Origin of the sequence: Tessaracoccus sp. MC1679 (assembly GCF_014164775.1) — a bacterium.
GTDB lineage: Bacteria > Actinomycetota > Actinomycetes > Propionibacteriales > Propionibacteriaceae > Arachnia.
Window position 1 is genome coordinate 301,187 of the sequence record NZ_JACJGB010000006.1, and the last position, 14,181, is coordinate 315,367.

The 14,181-nt window shown below is 70.2% G+C and carries 15 protein-coding genes and 3 tRNA genes; 5 read left to right on the plus strand and 13 right to left on the minus strand.

What is annotated here, in order from left to right; translation table 11 throughout:
• Positions 1–7 precede the first annotated feature (7 nt).
• The 8 genes from H5398_RS12035 to H5398_RS12070 all read right to left on the minus strand — a co-directional run bounded on the left by H5398_RS12035 (position 8) and on the right by H5398_RS12070 (position 3,328).
• The gene (locus tag H5398_RS12035; protein WP_370586120.1) at positions 8–1,072 is read right to left on the minus strand and encodes a UDP-N-acetylmuramate dehydrogenase; all 1,065 of its coding nucleotides are present in this window, start codon (positions 1,070–1,072) and stop codon (positions 8–10) included.
• Between the two features lie 7 nt (positions 1,073–1,079).
• Positions 1,080–1,487 (minus strand): MaoC/PaaZ C-terminal domain-containing protein, encoded by a 408-nt coding sequence (locus H5398_RS12040; protein WP_182782342.1) that lies wholly within the window; start codon positions 1,485–1,487, stop codon positions 1,080–1,082.
• Complete coding sequence (locus H5398_RS12045) at positions 1,480–1,905, minus strand: MaoC family dehydratase N-terminal domain-containing protein (protein ID WP_182782341.1); 426 nt, start codon at positions 1,903–1,905, stop codon at positions 1,480–1,482. The genes H5398_RS12040 and H5398_RS12045 overlap by 8 nt, the downstream gene beginning before the upstream one ends.
• Before the next feature lie 89 nt (positions 1,906–1,994).
• A complete protein-coding gene (gene rpmG / locus H5398_RS12050) occupies positions 1,995–2,165 on the minus strand; it encodes a 50S ribosomal protein L33 (protein WP_182782340.1) in 171 nt (56 codons plus the stop codon).
• Positions 2,166–2,216: 51 nt separating this feature from the next.
• Positions 2,217–2,289, minus strand: a tRNA-Met gene (locus H5398_RS12055).
• A gap of 33 nt (positions 2,290–2,322) precedes the next feature.
• Positions 2,323–2,395: transfer RNA gene (locus H5398_RS12060), tRNA-Thr, on the minus strand.
• 76 nt (positions 2,396–2,471) lie between these two features.
• Positions 2,472–3,182, minus strand: a complete 711-nt coding sequence (gene deoD, locus H5398_RS12065) for a purine-nucleoside phosphorylase (protein ID WP_182800151.1) — start codon at positions 3,180–3,182, stop codon at positions 2,472–2,474.
• Positions 3,183–3,246: 64 nt separating this feature from the next.
• Positions 3,247–3,328: transfer RNA gene (locus tag H5398_RS12070), tRNA-Tyr, on the minus strand.
• Between the two features lie 147 nt (positions 3,329–3,475).
• Here H5398_RS12070 and H5398_RS12075 point away from each other — a divergent pair.
• Entirely contained in the window at positions 3,476–3,967 is a 492-nt protein-coding gene (locus H5398_RS12075) for a YajQ family cyclic di-GMP-binding protein (protein ID WP_182800152.1), read from the plus strand.
• A gap of 19 nt (positions 3,968–3,986) precedes the next feature.
• Complete coding sequence (locus tag H5398_RS12080; protein WP_182800187.1) at positions 3,987–4,889, plus strand: exodeoxyribonuclease III; 903 nt, start codon at positions 3,987–3,989, stop codon at positions 4,887–4,889.
• Here the strand turns inward: H5398_RS12080 and mptB are convergent.
• From mptB to H5398_RS12100, 4 genes are read right to left on the minus strand one after another with little or no spacing between them, the layout of a single operon-like run.
• Entirely contained in the window at positions 4,879–6,357 is a 1,479-nt protein-coding gene (mptB, locus tag H5398_RS12085; RefSeq protein WP_182800153.1) for a polyprenol phosphomannose-dependent alpha 1,6 mannosyltransferase MptB, read from the minus strand. The two genes, H5398_RS12080 and mptB, sit on opposite strands and share 11 nt — an antisense overlap.
• Complete coding sequence (locus tag H5398_RS12090; protein WP_182782336.1) at positions 6,350–6,676, minus strand: 4Fe-4S binding protein; 327 nt, start codon at positions 6,674–6,676, stop codon at positions 6,350–6,352. The genes mptB and H5398_RS12090 overlap by 8 nt, the downstream gene beginning before the upstream one ends.
• Entirely contained in the window at positions 6,673–7,194 is a 522-nt protein-coding gene (locus H5398_RS12095; RefSeq protein WP_182782335.1) for an NADH-quinone oxidoreductase subunit C, read from the minus strand. Before H5398_RS12095 ends, H5398_RS12090 begins: the two co-directional genes overlap by 4 nt.
• Before the next feature lie 31 nt (positions 7,195–7,225).
• A complete protein-coding gene (locus tag H5398_RS12100; protein ID WP_255443690.1) occupies positions 7,226–7,630 on the minus strand; it encodes an NADH-quinone oxidoreductase subunit B in 405 nt (134 codons plus the stop codon).
• Between the two features lie 115 nt (positions 7,631–7,745).
• Between H5398_RS12100 and H5398_RS12105 the strand changes: the two genes are divergently transcribed.
• From H5398_RS12105 to H5398_RS12115, 3 genes are read left to right on the plus strand one after another with little or no spacing between them, the layout of a single operon-like run.
• Positions 7,746–9,617, plus strand: coding sequence for a 2-oxoacid:acceptor oxidoreductase subunit alpha (locus H5398_RS12105; protein WP_370585705.1), 1,872 nt, complete (start codon positions 7,746–7,748; stop codon positions 9,615–9,617).
• A complete protein-coding gene (locus tag H5398_RS12110) occupies positions 9,617–10,654 on the plus strand; it encodes a 2-oxoacid:ferredoxin oxidoreductase subunit beta (protein ID WP_182800154.1) in 1,038 nt (345 codons plus the stop codon). The genes H5398_RS12105 and H5398_RS12110 overlap by 1 nt, the downstream gene beginning before the upstream one ends.
• 45 nt (positions 10,655–10,699) lie before the next feature.
• Positions 10,700–12,649 (plus strand): M13 family metallopeptidase, encoded by a 1,950-nt coding sequence (locus H5398_RS12115; RefSeq protein ID WP_182800155.1) that lies wholly within the window; start codon positions 10,700–10,702, stop codon positions 12,647–12,649.
• Between the two features lie 559 nt (positions 12,650–13,208).
• Here the strand turns inward: H5398_RS12115 and H5398_RS12120 are convergent.
• Positions 13,209–14,174, minus strand: a complete 966-nt coding sequence (locus H5398_RS12120; protein ID WP_182800156.1) for a polyprenyl synthetase family protein — start codon at positions 14,172–14,174, stop codon at positions 13,209–13,211.
• Positions 14,175–14,181 lie beyond the last annotated feature (7 nt).

Below are 14,181 nucleotides of genomic sequence, written 5' to 3' on the forward strand. Positions count from 1 at the left end.
CGTGGAGTCAGAGGCTGACGCCCACGAGGTTGACCTCCGGCACCAGGCGCACCCCGAAGCGGGCCTCCACCCCGTCCCTGACCTCTCTGGCCAGCGCCACCAGGTCCGCGGCCGTGGCGCCGCCGCGGTTGGTGAGGGCGAGCACGTGCTTGCCCGACAGCGCCGCGCGGGGCCCGCCGTGCCCCCTCCCGAACCCGGAGTGCTGGATCAGCCAGGCGGCGCTGGTCTTCACGTCCTGGCCCGAGGCGAAGCGGGGCGCGTCGGCGGGCAGCGCGGCCGCCTCGTCGGGGGTCAGGATGGGATTGGTGAAGAAGGAACCCGCGCTCCAGGTGTCATGATCCGCCGGATCGAGCACCATGCCCTTGCCGCGCCTGACGGCGAGCACGGCGTCGCGGACCTCCCCCGCGGGCACCCTCCGGCCCACATCCGTGCCCAGGCGGGCGGCCAGCTCGGGGTAGGCGATCGGTGCGCCGAGCGACCCGAGGGGGAGCTGGAACCCCACGTCGAGCACCACGTAGCGGCCCGGCTCTCGCTTGAACCGGGAGGACCGGTAGGCGAACCCGCACTCGGTGAGCGGAAACGTGCGCTGGGTGCGGTCGTGGCGATCCCAGGTGCGCACCGAGGTGATCGTGTGAGAGACGTCCGAGCCGTAGGCGCCCACGTTCTGGATGGGGGTTGCGCCCACGCTGCCGGGGATCCCCGAGAGCGTCTCCAGGCCGCTCCACTCCTGCTCGACGGCGTAGGCCACCACGTCGTCCCAGTTCTCGCCCGCCGCGACCCGCACCGCAGCGCCGCCGCAGGTGGACACGTCGGCGTCCAGCCCCGCGAGGGCCACCCGCACCACTGTGCCGGGGAAGCCGTCGTCGGAGATCAGCAGGTTCGAGCCTCCGCCGAGGATGAGCAGCGGCTCGGCCGCCTCGTCGCACTCGGTGACCAGGTCGATGAGCTCGCGCTCGGTCTCGGCCACCGCGAAGCGTCTGGCCCGGCCACCCACCCGCAGCGTGGTGTGGTCCGCCAGCAGGGCCGAGTCCGCCACGCGTGGTGCGCCCGTGTCCACCGAGAGCCGGTCGATGCGGCACTCAGTCAACGCGCACCTCGGCCTTGGCCGCCCCCAGCACGGCGTCCTCGCCGCAGGTGGCGGTGATGGCGACGGTGGCCACGCCGTCGCTCAGGTGCGTGACTGTCGCGGTGTAGGTCACCTCGGTGCCCTCATCGGTGTCCGGGACGACGACGGGGCGCGTGAAGCGGACGAAGTAGCTGAGCACCCGGGCGGGATCCTCCGCCCAGTCGGTGACGATCTTCAGCCCCGCGCCCATGGTCCACATTCCGTGGGCCACCACGCCGGGCAGACCGATGGCGCGGGCGTGCCGGTCCGAGAAGTGGATCTCGTTGAAGTCCGTGGAGGCGCCCGAGTAGCGCACCACGGTGGAGCGGGTCACGGGGACCCGGAGCTCCGGCAGCTGCTGGCCGACGGTGGCGTCAGGCATGGTCGTCCTCCCGGGTGTGCATGAGGGTGGAGCGGGCCTCGCAGACGGTGGCCCCGTCGACGGCGAGGTCCACCAGGACCGTGATCATGTCCAGTTGGCCCCGGTTGCGCACCTTCTCGATGCTCAGCTCCGCGACGACGACGTCTCCCGGGCGCAGGGGGCGGTGGAAGGTGAAGCTCTGGTCCGTGTGCATGGTGCGGTTGAGCGCCAGGCCCAGTTCCTCGTCGCCGAAGAGGGCTCCCCAGGCCTGGGCCGCGATCACGGCGGCGAAGGTGGGCGGGGCGATGGGGTGTTCGCCCCGGTAGGCGGGATTCTCGTCGCGCAGCGCCTCGGCGAACTCGCCGATCTTGGCGTGGCTGATCACATACGGCGGGGCGGCGGGGTAGCGGCGCCCGACGTGTTCGGCGGTGATGGGCATGGGCGCAAGGCTACAACGGCGGAGCGGGGATGAAACAGACCGGCCACCCCTGCGAGAGGGGTGGCCGGTCCGGTGGAGCGGGGGCGTGTTCAGCGGGTCTCGCGGTGCGCCTTGTGGGTGCGGCAACGCGGGCAGAACTTCTTGATCTCGAGACGATCGGGATCGTTTCGACGGTTCTTCTTGGTGATGTAGTTGCGCTCCTTGCACTCGGTGCACGCGAGCGTGATCTTCGGACGAACGTCCTGACTCTTCTTGGCCATGATCAGATTCCTTAGCTAGCTTCGCGCGGTGCGCTGGTGTGGCGGTATCGGTGACGAGGGCGGGATTCGAACCCGCGACACAGCGATTATGAGCCGCTTGCTCTACCGACTGAGCTACCCCGTCAGAGTTCCCCCCTGGTGGTGCAGGAGGGAACCGAGCCCCCATGCGGAATCGAACCGCAGACCTTCTCCTTACCATGGAGACGCTCTACCTACTGAGCTATAGGGGCCAGCCGACGACCAACCATACATGGGCCGCGACGATCACCACAAATCGCGTCCGCGTCGCCGTGACTGCGCGGCCGATCAGGCCTTGAGGGCCGCCACCGCGACCTCCAAGGCCCCCTCGAACAGCGTCTCGCGTTCCTCTGCGGAAAGGTCCGACGAGCCGTCCTTCAGGTGGTCCGAGACGGTCAGCACCGCGAGCGCCTCCGCGTTGTTGGCCAGGGCGCACGCGTAGAGACCCGCGGCCTCCATCTCGACGCCCAGGGTGCCCAGGCGGTCGAGGCCCGGGATGATGTCCGTGCGCGAGGAGTAGAAGAAGTCGCTGGTGAACACGGCCCCGACGTGCACCGGCCGGCCCGAGGCGCGGGCAGACTCGACGGCGCCGCGCAGCATGTCGTAGGACGCCGCCAGCGAGAGGCTCACCCCGGGGATGTCGAGCGTGGCCACCGCGGAGTTGGTGTGTGCCGCCGAGGCGACGATGACGTCCTTGACCGCGACCTTGGACGAGATGCCCCCGCAGGTCCCGACGCGGCAGATCCGCTGCACGCCGAACTGGGAGAAGAGCTCGGTGGCGTAGATCGACAGCGACGGGACGCCCATCCCGGAGGCCATCGCCGTCATCGGCAGGCCGTCGACGGTGCCCGTCCAGGCCGCGATGCCGCGCACGTCGGAGACGAGGCGCACGTCCTGCATGCGGGTCCTGGCGATCCGCTCGGCCCGCTTCGGATCTCCGGGCATGATCACCAGTGGGGCGATGTCGCCGGGCTCGCAGGCGATGTGTGGGGTGGCCATCGTCGGCCCCTCTCTGAGGATGAAAACGAAACTAGGCCCCGTACCAATCCGGTCCGAGGCCTAGTGGCAGGTGTTGGATTTGAACCAACGTAGGCTACGCCGACGGTTTTACAGACCGCTCCCTTTGGCCACTCGGGCAACCTGCCATGCCGGGCATCCCGGCGACGCACGAGCTTAGCAGCGCCCGGGCCCCATCGCCAACGCACCCCCGCCGTGCAGGTGGCGCCCCCGCCCCCAGGCGGGCTGGCACAATGGGGCCCAACCACCCCGAGACTCACCGCAGGAGGCCACCCATGGCTGCAGACAGCTCATTCGACGTCGTCAGCAAGGTCGACCGACAGGAGGTCGACAACGCGCTCAACCAGGCGGTCAAGGAGGTCGGCCAGCGGTTCGACTTCAAGAACACCGAGGCCAAGATCGCCTGGTCCGGCGAGAACATCGAGATGGAGGCGGTCTCCGAGGAGCGCGTCAAGGCGGTCCTCGACGTGTTCCAGTCCAAGCTGGTCCGCCGCGGCGTCAGCCTCAAGGCCCTGGACGCCGGCGACCCGCGCCCCTCCGGAAAGATCTGGAAGATCACCGCCACCACCAAGCAGGGCATCACCACCGAGAACGCGAAGAAGATCTCCAAGCTGCTGCGCGACGAGGGACCCAAGGGCGTCAAGTGCCAGATCCAGGGCGAGGAGCTGCGCATCTCGTCGAAGAGCCGCGACGACCTCCAAGCCGTCCAGGCGATGATCAAGGAGCAGGACTACGACTTCGCGGTCCAGTACGTGAACTACCGCTGACGCGGTGGTGACCGACTCCATGCGCATCGGCACCCACAACGTCAATGGAATCCGTGCCGCCCTCCGGCGCGGCTTCCGCCCCTACTGGGACGCCACCGCCGCGGACGTCATCGCGCTGCAGGAGGTGCGCTGCCGCGTCGAGGACCTCCCGTTCGAGGCCTTCCACGGCTATCACGTGACCCTGGACCCCGGCCAGCGGGCCGGCCGCAACGGGGTCGCGGTGCTCACCAGGACCCGGCCGGCGCGCGTGCGCAGCCTCGACGGCACCGCCACCCAGTTCGGGCCGGACCTCAGCCCGGAGCCGGTGCCGGCCGTGCGGATCATCAACCGCGACCTCGCCAACTTCGCCACCGAGGGCCGCTACCTCGAGGTCGACCTGGCGGATGCGCCCCTGCGGGTGGCCTCGCTCTACCTCCCCAAGGGGGCCGCGTGGCCCCACGAGGAGGGCACCGAGGAGAAGTACCTGCGCAAGATGCGCTTCATGCGGGGGTTCGCCCGGCTGCTGACCACCTCCCGGCGCGAGGCGGCGGCCGAGGGCCGCGAGTTCCTCGTGATGGGCGACTTCAACATCGCCCACACCCGGCAGGACCTGCGCAACTGGCGCACCAACCAGAGGTCCGAGGGCTTCCTCCCCGAGGAGCGCGACTGGTTCGGCTCCATCCTCAGCCCCCGCAGCCTCGTCGACGTGGTCCGCCGCGTCCACCCGGACGCGGAGGGCCCCTACAGCTGGTGGTCGTGGCGCGGCCAGGCCTGGGCCAACGACGCCGGGTGGCGGATCGACTACCACCTGGCCTCCCCCGGCCTGGCCCGCAGCGCGACGGCGGCCTGGGTGGGGCGCGAGGCCAGCTACGAGGCGCGGATCAGCGACCACTCCCCCGTCGTCGTCGACTACCGACTCCCGGAGCGGGCCTTCACGCCGTGACGGTCTCCGCCTCGTCCATGGGCTGGCTCAGCTCGTGGGTGTGCATGATCCAGTAGCCGGCGGCGAACAGGATCAGCACTAGGGCCCACGCCCCGTTGCGCAGCCCGAAGGTCAACGCCCCGAAGCCGAGCAGCATCACCGTCATCACGATGGCCGCGCGCAGCATCTTCGACGAGGGGTGCGCCATCGGCAGCAGCACCGCCCCCCACAGCAGGTACCAGGAGTGCAGCGCGGGGGCGCACAGCGCGAACCACAGGAACGAGTAGGCGAGGAAGTGCAGCGGCCGGCGGCCGAGGTGCTGGTGGGCGAACACGGCGATTCCGATGAACGAGACCACTGCCCCGATGCCGCGCACGACGGTGACCACCGCGCGTCCGCTGGGGTCCCATCCGAGGGCGGTGGCCGGGTACTGCAGGGCGTGACCCAGCAGGGTGAACGGGGAGATGGTCTCGGCCATGCCGGGCACGTTGAGGGCGTTGATCCACCCGAAGCCCATCCCGGAGACCACGGAGATGAGCGCGAACACCGCCACCGCGAGGGCCAACGACGTCAAGGCCTTGGCTGCCGCCCACGCCACGTCGCGGGGCCGCCAGGAGGTCCACGGGGTGACCAGGAACGGGAGCGCGACGGCGGCCAGGAAGGCGGGCTGCTTGATGGCCGCGGCCGCGCCGACGATGAGCGCCCCGGCCCACCAGCGGCGGTACCGCATGGACACCCAGATGCCGAGCAGCATCAACCCGACCATGAGGGCGTCGTTGTGGGCGCCACCGACGAAGTCGATGATCAGGATGGGGTTGAGGACCGCGAACCAGCTGGCGGCCGACGGGTCCACGCCCACCCGCCTGGCGATCCGGGGCACCAGGGCACCGATCAGCAGCACGCCGATCAGCGCGGGCACCCGCATCAGGACGGCCGAGAGGAAGGGATCGAATCCGGCCAGGATCACGATGCCGTGGCTCATCCACAGCGACAACGGGCCGTAGGGCGCCGTCGTCTCCCGCCACACCCATGCCACCTGGTCCGCGTAGTAGCCGGGAAGAATCCCCGGGCCCACCTGATAGGGGCTGAGGTTGTTGTGGATGAGCCAGCCGTGCGCAGCGTAGGAGTAGGCGTCGTGCGAGAAGATCGGGGGCCCGAACGCCAACGGGGCAGCCACGATGGCCAGCACCGCCCAATGCCGCAGCTGCGGATGCCCGGCCGCGCGCCGCCTGGCCGGCCGCAACCTGAACCATGCCTCCAGGAGCAGCGCGAGACCACCGAGGGTGGCGACGCTGCCGACGACCTTCGTGGTGTCCCCGTCGATGCCCAGGCCGCGCAGCACGTCCCACATCGGGGAGGCCTGCGGCAGGTACGCCGGGCTCAGCGAGCCGACCAGGATGCCGAGGCTGCCGAGAAAACCGAACCAGACGGCGCGCGTCGAGGCAGCCTGCTTCAGGTCCCGGGTCGCCGTCTCGAGGCCCCTAGCCAACGCCGTCCTGTCGGGGGGCGAGACGGTCGCGGTGGTGGACGAGATCCACGAGCCGGTCCGCGGACGGCACCCGCGCGCCTCCCCACTCGAGGGCGTCGGTGGGGCACTGCTCGATGCACACGCCGCAGTACATGCACAGCGCCCAGTCGATGGTGAACGTGTCCAGCACGTTGTGGGTCCGGGGCCGGGCGCCGGGCGCCGGCACCGACTGCTCGAGGTGGGAGGTGAGCGTGATGCACCAGGTGGGGCATTCGCGGGCGCAGATCATGCAGGAGGTGCACCGGTCCTCGATCAGGGCGATGGAGCCGTGGGCGGTCATCGCGTCCTCCTGACCCGGGCCCCCGTCGCCGACAGCGCGATGTCCGCGGCCGTGGCCTCCGGATCCGCCACGACGGCGGGGTCCGGGACGCCGGGGGGCACCAGCGCCCTTCGGCCGGGTGACTGCTCCGTCTCGCCCGGTTCCAGCGCGCCCGGCCAGTGCTGGGACTGCCGGGGGGCGAGCAGCACGTCCTTGCGCATCGGGGCGCCCCCGCCGTGATGGATCAGCGGCCGCTCGTCGGCCCCGTCGAAGCGCACGCCGAAGAAGTCATGGATCTGGCGCTGCAGCCAGGCGGCGCCGGGCAGGATGTCCGCGAGGTCCGGGAGGTGGGGGTCGTCGCGATCGGCCAGCACCGCCAGGCGCAGAGGGGCGCCGTCGTCGGGGTTCTCCAGCCAGAGCAGCACGCGGATGTGGTCCGAGTGGCCCACCTCGTCGACGGCGGTGAGGTTGGCCAGGAACGTGAACCCCTCGGACAGGGCCGCGGCCGCCCGGGAGTGCCAGTGTGCGGGCTCCACCATTTCCACCGCCCCAGCTCCCCGACGGGGCGGGTCAGGCTTGGGCGACGTCACGACGGATCCCCTCCAGGTATGACGTGAGTGCCTCCGGCGGGGGCGGGCAGCCGGCGATGAAGTGGTCCACCCGCACGAGCGACTCGGCTCCCGCGAGCACCGAGTACGAGTCCCAATAAGGTCCGCCGACGCAGGCGCACGCACCGAAGGCCACGACGGTCCTCTCGGCGGGAAGCCGGTCCAGCGTGTCCATGATGGCCGGGACGACGGGGGCGGTGAGGGTGCCGGACAGCGTCACCACCAGCTTGGCACCCGGCGGAATCGACGAGGCGTCCACCCCGGCCCGGTCCCCGGCGGCGGCCTGCGTTTCCAGCGCGCAGCACGCCAACGGGACGTCCACGACGAACACCGAAGCATCGTCGAACCAGTCCCGGGCAGCCAGCATGAGGGAAGTCTAGTGGCGGCAGTTCACTCTCAGCGCAACGAGGGAGGCGGGCTCAGGAGGCGGTAACCCTACAATGGGCCAGGTCATCATCACAGATCCTTGAGGTAGATAGCACGTGGCTGAGCAGCTCCCCCTAGACCGGGTTGTCATTCGATTCGCCGGTGATTCCGGTGACGGCATGCAACTGACCGGCGACAGGTTCACCGCGGAGACGGCGAGCTTCGGCAACGACATCGCCACCCTCCCCAACTTCCCCGCCGAGATCCGGGCACCGCAGGGCACGCTGCCCGGGGTCTCGAGCTTCCAGCTGCACTTCGCCAACTTCGACATCGTCACCCCGGGCGACGTGCCGGACGTATTGGTGGCGATGAACCCGGCGGCGCTGAAGGCCAACCTGCGGGATCTTCCGCGCGGCGGGGTCATCATCGTCGACACCGCGGACTTCACCAAGCGCAACCTGGCCAAGATCGGGTGGGCCAGCAACCCGCTGGAGGACGGCACCCTCGCCAACTACTCCGTGCACGCCCTTGACCTCACCGGGCTCGCCACCGGCGCCGTCGCGGAGTTCGAGCTGAGCCGCAAGGACGCCTCCCGCACCAAGAACATGTTCGCGCTCGGGTTGCTGAGCTGGCTGTACTCGCGGCCCACCGAGGGCACGGTGAAGTTCCTCTCGCAGAAGTTCGCCAAGAAGCCGCTCATCCGCGACTCCAACATCGCGGCCTTCAACGCCGGCTACGCGTTCGGCGAGACCACCGAGGTGTTCGAGGTGCGCTACCACGTGGCCCGGGCGCCCATGGCGAAGGGCCGCTACCGCCAGATCTCGGGAAACCTTGCCACCGCCTACGGGCTGATCACCGGCGCACACAAGGCCGGCCTTCAGCTCTTCCTCGGCTCCTACCCCATCACGCCGGCCTCGGACATCCTGCACGAGCTGTCCCGCCGCAAGGACCTGGGCGTCATGACGTTCCAGGCCGAGGACGAGATCGCCGGCGTCGGCGCCGCCATCGGGGCCTCGTTCGCGGGCGCGCTGGGCATCACCACGACCTCCGGCCCAGGCATGGCGCTGAAGGGCGAGGCGATCGGCCTGGCTGTGATGACCGAGTTGCCGCTTGTGGTGGTCAACGTGCAGCGCTCCGGCCCCTCCACGGGCATGCCCACCAAGACAGAGCAGGCGGACCTGATGCAGGCCCTCTACGGGCGCAACGGTGAGGCGCCGGTGCCGGTGATCGCGGCCAAGTCGTCCACGGACTGCTTCGAGACCGCCATCGAGGCCTGCAGGATCGCGGTCAAGTACCGCACCCCCGTGATCATGCTGTCCGACGGCTACCTCGCCAACGGCGCCGAGCCGTGGCGGATCCCGGACCTGGACGCCATCCCCCCGATCGAGCCCGGGTTCGCCGTCGCCCCCAACGCCACCGACGAGTCCGGCAAGGACGCCTACTTCCCCTACGACCGTGACCCGGAAACCCTGGCCCGGGCCTGGGCGGTCCCCGGCACCCCCGGCCTCGAGCACCGGATCGGCGGCATCGAGAAGGCGGCCCGCACCGGCAACGTGTCCTACGACCCGGACAACCACGAGCTGATGACCCGCACCCGGCAGGCAAAGGTCGACGGCATCGTCGCGGACATCCCCGACGTCGTCGTCGACGACCCGAGCGGCACGGCGCGCGTCCTGGTGCTCGGCTGGGGGTCCACCTACGGACCCATCACCGCCGCCGCCCGCCGCGTCCGGCTCAGCGGCCGCGAGGTCGCGCTGGCGCACCTGCGCCACCTCAACCCCATGCCCGCGAACCTCGGCGAGGTGCTGCGCGCCTACGACAAGGTGGTGGTCCCGGAGATGAACCTCGGCCAGCTGGCCTCCGTGCTGCAGGCCCGCTACCTCGTCGAGATCTCCAGCTACTCCCGAGTCCGGGGGCTGCCGATCTCGCTGAGCGAGCTCGAAGTGGACCTCATCGCTGAAATCGACGCACTCCAGGAGGAGAACTGATGACCACCGGCCTCGTCGGAGTCCCGCTGAGCCTCTCGCCGCTGAGCAAGAAGGACTACACCACGGACCAGGAGGTGCGCTGGTGCCCAGGCTGCGGCGACTACGCCGTGCTGGCCACCTTCCAGTCGATGATGGCCACGATGGGGATCAAGCGCGAGAACACCGTCATCGTCTCTGGCATCGGCTGCTCGTCGAGGTTCCCCTACTACGTGGACACCTACGGCATGCACTCCATCCACGGACGCGCCCCGGCCATCGCCACCGGTGTCGCGGTGACCCGCCCGGACCTCAACGTGTGGGTGGTCACGGGCGACGGCGACGCGCTGTCGATCGGCGGCAACCACCTCGTCCACGCCCTGCGGCGCAACGTCAACATCACCATCATGCTGTTCAACAACCGCATCTACGGCCTCACCAAGGGGCAGTACTCGCCCACCTCCGAGCTGGGCAAGGTGACGAAGTCCACGCCCTACGGGTCCCTGGACACGCCCTTCAACCCCATCTCGCTGGCGCTGGGCGCCGAGGCCTCGTTCGTGGCCCGCACCATCGACTCGGACAGGGCGCACCTCACCGAGGTCCTCACAGCTGCCACGCAGCACCGCGGCGCGTCGCTGGTGGAGATCTACCAGAACTGCCCCATCTTCAACGACGACGCCTTCGCCACCCTCAAGGGCCCCGAGGGCGCGCTGATCTCCCTCAAGCACGGCGAGCCCATCATCTTCGCCGGTGGCCAGCAGTGCGTCATCAGGGACGCCGACGGCGACCTGAAGATCGCCGACACCGCCACCGCGGACCCCGCACGGATCGTGGTCCACGACGAGACGCGAGCCGATCCGTCGCAGGCGTTCTCGCTGTCGCGGCTCACCGAGTCGGGCGTCCTGAAGCAGGCACCCATCGGGATCTTCCGCAGGGTTCCCAGGCCCAGCTACGACGACCTCCTCCGCGAGCAGATCGCCTCGGTCCGCGCGGAGGACACCGCCTCGGCGCTCGCCTCCGTGATCGCGGGCACGGATACGTGGGAGGCCGACGAGCTGTAGCCCGTCGGGAGCGGGTGGTTTCCCCGCATCGCTAGGCTGGCGGGCATGACTGCCGCCATCGCCTTCGAGCACTTCGACCACGCCGTCCGTCCCCAGACAGACCTCTTCCGCCACGTCAACGGCACCTGGCTGCGCAGCGCACCGATCGCGCCGGACCGGTCCTCGGCCGGCGGTTTCGTGGACCTGGTGGAGCAGGCGGAGAAGGACGTGCTGACGCTCGTCAGCGAGCTCCCCCAGTGCGACGTCACCACGGACGAGGGGAAGGTCGCGGCGCTCTACGCGGCGTTCATGGACGTCGAACGCGTCGAATCGCTGGGGGCCGCCCCGCTTGCCCCCGTGTTCGCGTCCATCGACGCCATCGACACCCCCGCCGCCATGGCCAGGCACCTCGGATGGTCGCTGCGCCACGGGCTGAGCCCGCTGGTCCACCTCTACGAGGAGTCGGACCCGGGTGACCCCACCCGCTACGCCGTCTTCACCTCCCAGGGCGGCCTCGGGCTGCCGGACGAGGCCTACTACCGCCAGGACGAGCACGCCGAGATCCGCGAGCAGTACCTGGCGCATGTGACCCGGGTCCTCGCCCTTGCCGGATTCGACGACGCCGCCACCCAGGCACAGGCGGTGCTGGACCTGGAGACCGCGATCGCCGCCCACCACTGGGACCGCGTGCGCTGCCGCGACCTCCGTGCCATGTACAACCCCACCGCCTACGACGACATGGTCGCGGCGTCCCCCGGCTTCGACTGGGCGGCCTTCATCGACGGTGCCGGGATCCCCGCCGGGAAGCTTGCCGAGGTGATCCTCGCCCAGCCGTCGTTCCTTGAGGGCGTCGCCCCCCTGTTGTCCTCGACGCCGCTGGACGCCTGGCGCAGTTGGGCGCGATGGAAGGCGATCTCGGGCCTCTCCCCGTACCTGTCGTCGGACTTCGTCGAGGCCCGGTTCGAATTCTACGAGCGCACCCTCAACGGCAACGAGGAGCAGCGGCCGAGGTGGAAGCGCGCTATCGCCTTCGTCGAGGGCGTCGTCGGGGAGGCCGTCGGCCGCGCCTACGTGGAGCGGCACTTCCGGCCCGAGGCCAAGCAGGCGATGGACGTCCTGGTGGGCAATCTGATGGCGGCCTACCGCGGGTCCATCGAGCGCCTGGCCTGGATGACCGACGAGACGCGCACCGAGGCGCTGCGCAAGCTGGAGCAGTTCACCCCGAAGGTGGGCTACCCGGTGAAATGGCGCGACTACTCGGGCCTAGTCGTCACCCCGGGCGATCTGGTTGCCTCGGTGATGGCCGCCAACTCCTTCGAGCTGGACTACGCGCTGGGCCGGATCGGCGGACCGATCGACCTCGACGAGTGGCAGATGTTCCCGCAGACCGTCAACGCCTACTACCACCCGTTGCGCAACGAGATCGTGTTCCCGGCCGCCATCCTGCAACCGCCGTTCTTCAACGCCGGGGCCGACGACGCCGTCAACTACGGCGCCATCGGCGCGGTGATCGGGCACGAGATCGGACATGGCTTCGATGACAAGGGGTCCACGTGCGACGGGGACGGCCGGCTCCGGGACTGGTGGCAGCCGGCGGACCGGCAGGCTTTCGAGGCGCTGGCCAAGCGGCTCATCGCCCAGTACGACGGCCTCGTGCCGGACGGCGTGGACAGCGGCTCGGTCAACGGGGAACTCACCGTGGGCGAGAACATCGGCGACCTCGGCGGGCTGGGGATCGCCTACAAGGCCTGGCTGCTGGCGGGCGGGGATCCCGACGGCGAACCGATCGACGGGCTCACCCCGGCTCAGCGGTTCTTCGTCGGCTGGGCGCAGGCGTGGAGGGGGAAGCGTCGCCCCGAGGCGATGAAGGTGCTGCTCGCCACCGACCCCCACTCCCCCAGCGAGTTCCGATGCAACCAGATCGTGCGGAATCTGGACCCGTTCTACGATGCGTTCGGCGTCACGCCCGACGATGACCTCTGGCTGGCAGAGGAGGACCGCGTCACGATCTGGTGAGCGGTCGCCCCGCCGCCCTTTTGCCCGTCTGCTTGATGGGCGTGTGTCAGGAAGCCGATGCCAGGGCGGCCCGCTGTGGGCGGTCTCCGTTGTTGTCACCTGATCGGCGGTGCCCGGGCTGGGGAGGGCCGCCCTGGCATCGGCTTCCTGACGCACGCCTCGTCCTCCTGTGGCGTGGGCAGGTCCGGGCGATGCTCGGCACGGCGGCCCTGGGTTGGGTCCGCGCAGGCGGGACGCCAGTTCGGTGATCCTCGGGTTGGGCAGCCCTGCGCAGTGCCGCCCACCGACCCCCACCCTCGTGGCCTGCGAGCCTTCGCCTGATGACCCTCTCACCACGCCGGGTGGGGAGCCGCGCTCGGAAGGCGAGAGCATCTGCTGAGGGGAAGCGGCCAGGCAGAGACAGGCATCGATAGCGAGAGCGGCTCCTGAGGGGGACCGGTCGCGGTGGGTCGGGCGTTGGGAAAGGCACGCCGCGTTTGGGCGTGCCGAGGGCGCCCATGGGCGAGGCCGGTCCCCCTCAGGAGACGCGGAGCCCCACCAGGCGTGGACGCGCGACTGGCTAAGCGGTGCGGTCCACCAGGTCGGTGCAGACCCTGAGCAGGGCATCCTTCGCGTCGCCCTCGGGGAGGGGGGCCAGGTGGGCGCGCGCGCGGTCGGCGCGACGCTCCACCTCAGCCTTCGCCCGGTCCATGACGGGGTGGGCCCGGAGCCGTGCCAGCACGTCTGCCAGGACCGCGTCGCTGGTGAGATCCCCGTCGACCATCGCCAGGATGTCGTCGTCCGCGGGGTCCTTGGACGCACGGAGCATGAGCACCGGCAGGGTGGGCACCCCCTCGCGGAGGTCCGTGCCCGGGGTCTTGCCCGTGGTGGTGGAGCTGATGTCGATGAGGTCGTCGGAGAGCTGGAAGACCAGGCCCACCTCCTCACCGAAGGCCGCCAGCGCGTCGATCACCTCGCGGCTGGCCCCCGCGACCATGCCGCCGAAGATCGCCGACGCCGCGATCAGGGAGCCGGTCTTGTCCGCGATCACCCGGACGTAGTGTGCCAGCGGGTCCTCCCCCTCGCCTGGGCCCCTGGTCTCCGCGATCTGCCCCTGCACGAGACGCGAGAACGTCTCGGCCTGCAGGCGGACGTAGTCGACGCCCAGCTCCGCGACCGTCGTCGAGGCGCGCGCGAACAGGAAGTCCCCAACCAGGATGGCCACCGAGTTGCCCCAGAGGCGGTTCGCAGACGGTGCGCCGCGGCGCAGGTCCGCGACGTCCATGACGTCGTCGTGGTAGAGGCTGGCGACGTGGGTGAGCTCCATCACCATCGCTGCGCGCATCAGGTTGTCGGTGTCCACAGGGCCGCCGAACTGCGCGGCGAGGAACACCAGGAGCGGCCGGAAGCGCTTCCCGCCGGCGGCGATGATGTGACGCGACGCCTCCGTCACGAACGGGGAGCTGGCCACTGCCGTGTCCACCAACCGCTCCTCGAACTCGTCGAGAAGGGCGGTCAGGTGCTCATCGAGCGGGGCGTCCGCCACGGGGTCT

Excerpts from the sequence above, each read along its gene's own strand:
- H5398_RS12075 (WP_182800152.1), top strand. The coding sequence starts at position 3,476 with ATGGCTGCAGACAGCTCATTCGACGTCGTCAGCAAGGTCGACCGACAG.
- H5398_RS12110 (WP_182800154.1), top strand. The coding sequence starts at position 9,617 with ATGACCACCGGCCTCGTCGGAGTCCCGCTGAGCCTCTCGCCGCTGAGC.
- H5398_RS12100 (WP_255443690.1), bottom strand. The coding sequence starts at position 7,630 with ATGCTGGCTGCCCGGGACTGGTTCGACGATGCTTCGGTGTTCGTCGTG.
- H5398_RS12095 (WP_182782335.1), bottom strand. The coding sequence starts at position 7,194 with ATGGTGGAGCCCGCACACTGGCACTCCCGGGCGGCCGCGGCCCTGTCC.
- rpmG (WP_182782340.1), bottom strand. The coding sequence starts at position 2,165 with ATGGCCAAGAAGAGTCAGGACGTTCGTCCGAAGATCACGCTCGCGTGC.
- deoD (WP_182800151.1), bottom strand. The coding sequence starts at position 3,182 with ATGGCCACCCCACACATCGCCTGCGAGCCCGGCGACATCGCCCCACTG.
- H5398_RS12045 (WP_182782341.1), bottom strand. The coding sequence starts at position 1,905 with ATGCCCATCACCGCCGAACACGTCGGGCGCCGCTACCCCGCCGCCCCG.
- H5398_RS12080 (WP_182800187.1), top strand. The coding sequence starts at position 3,987 with ATGCGCATCGGCACCCACAACGTCAATGGAATCCGTGCCGCCCTCCGG.
- H5398_RS12115 (WP_182800155.1), top strand. The coding sequence starts at position 10,700 with ATGACTGCCGCCATCGCCTTCGAGCACTTCGACCACGCCGTCCGTCCC.
- H5398_RS12090 (WP_182782336.1), bottom strand. The coding sequence starts at position 6,676 with ATGACCGCCCACGGCTCCATCGCCCTGATCGAGGACCGGTGCACCTCC.
- H5398_RS12040 (WP_182782342.1), bottom strand. The coding sequence starts at position 1,487 with ATGCCTGACGCCACCGTCGGCCAGCAGCTGCCGGAGCTCCGGGTCCCC.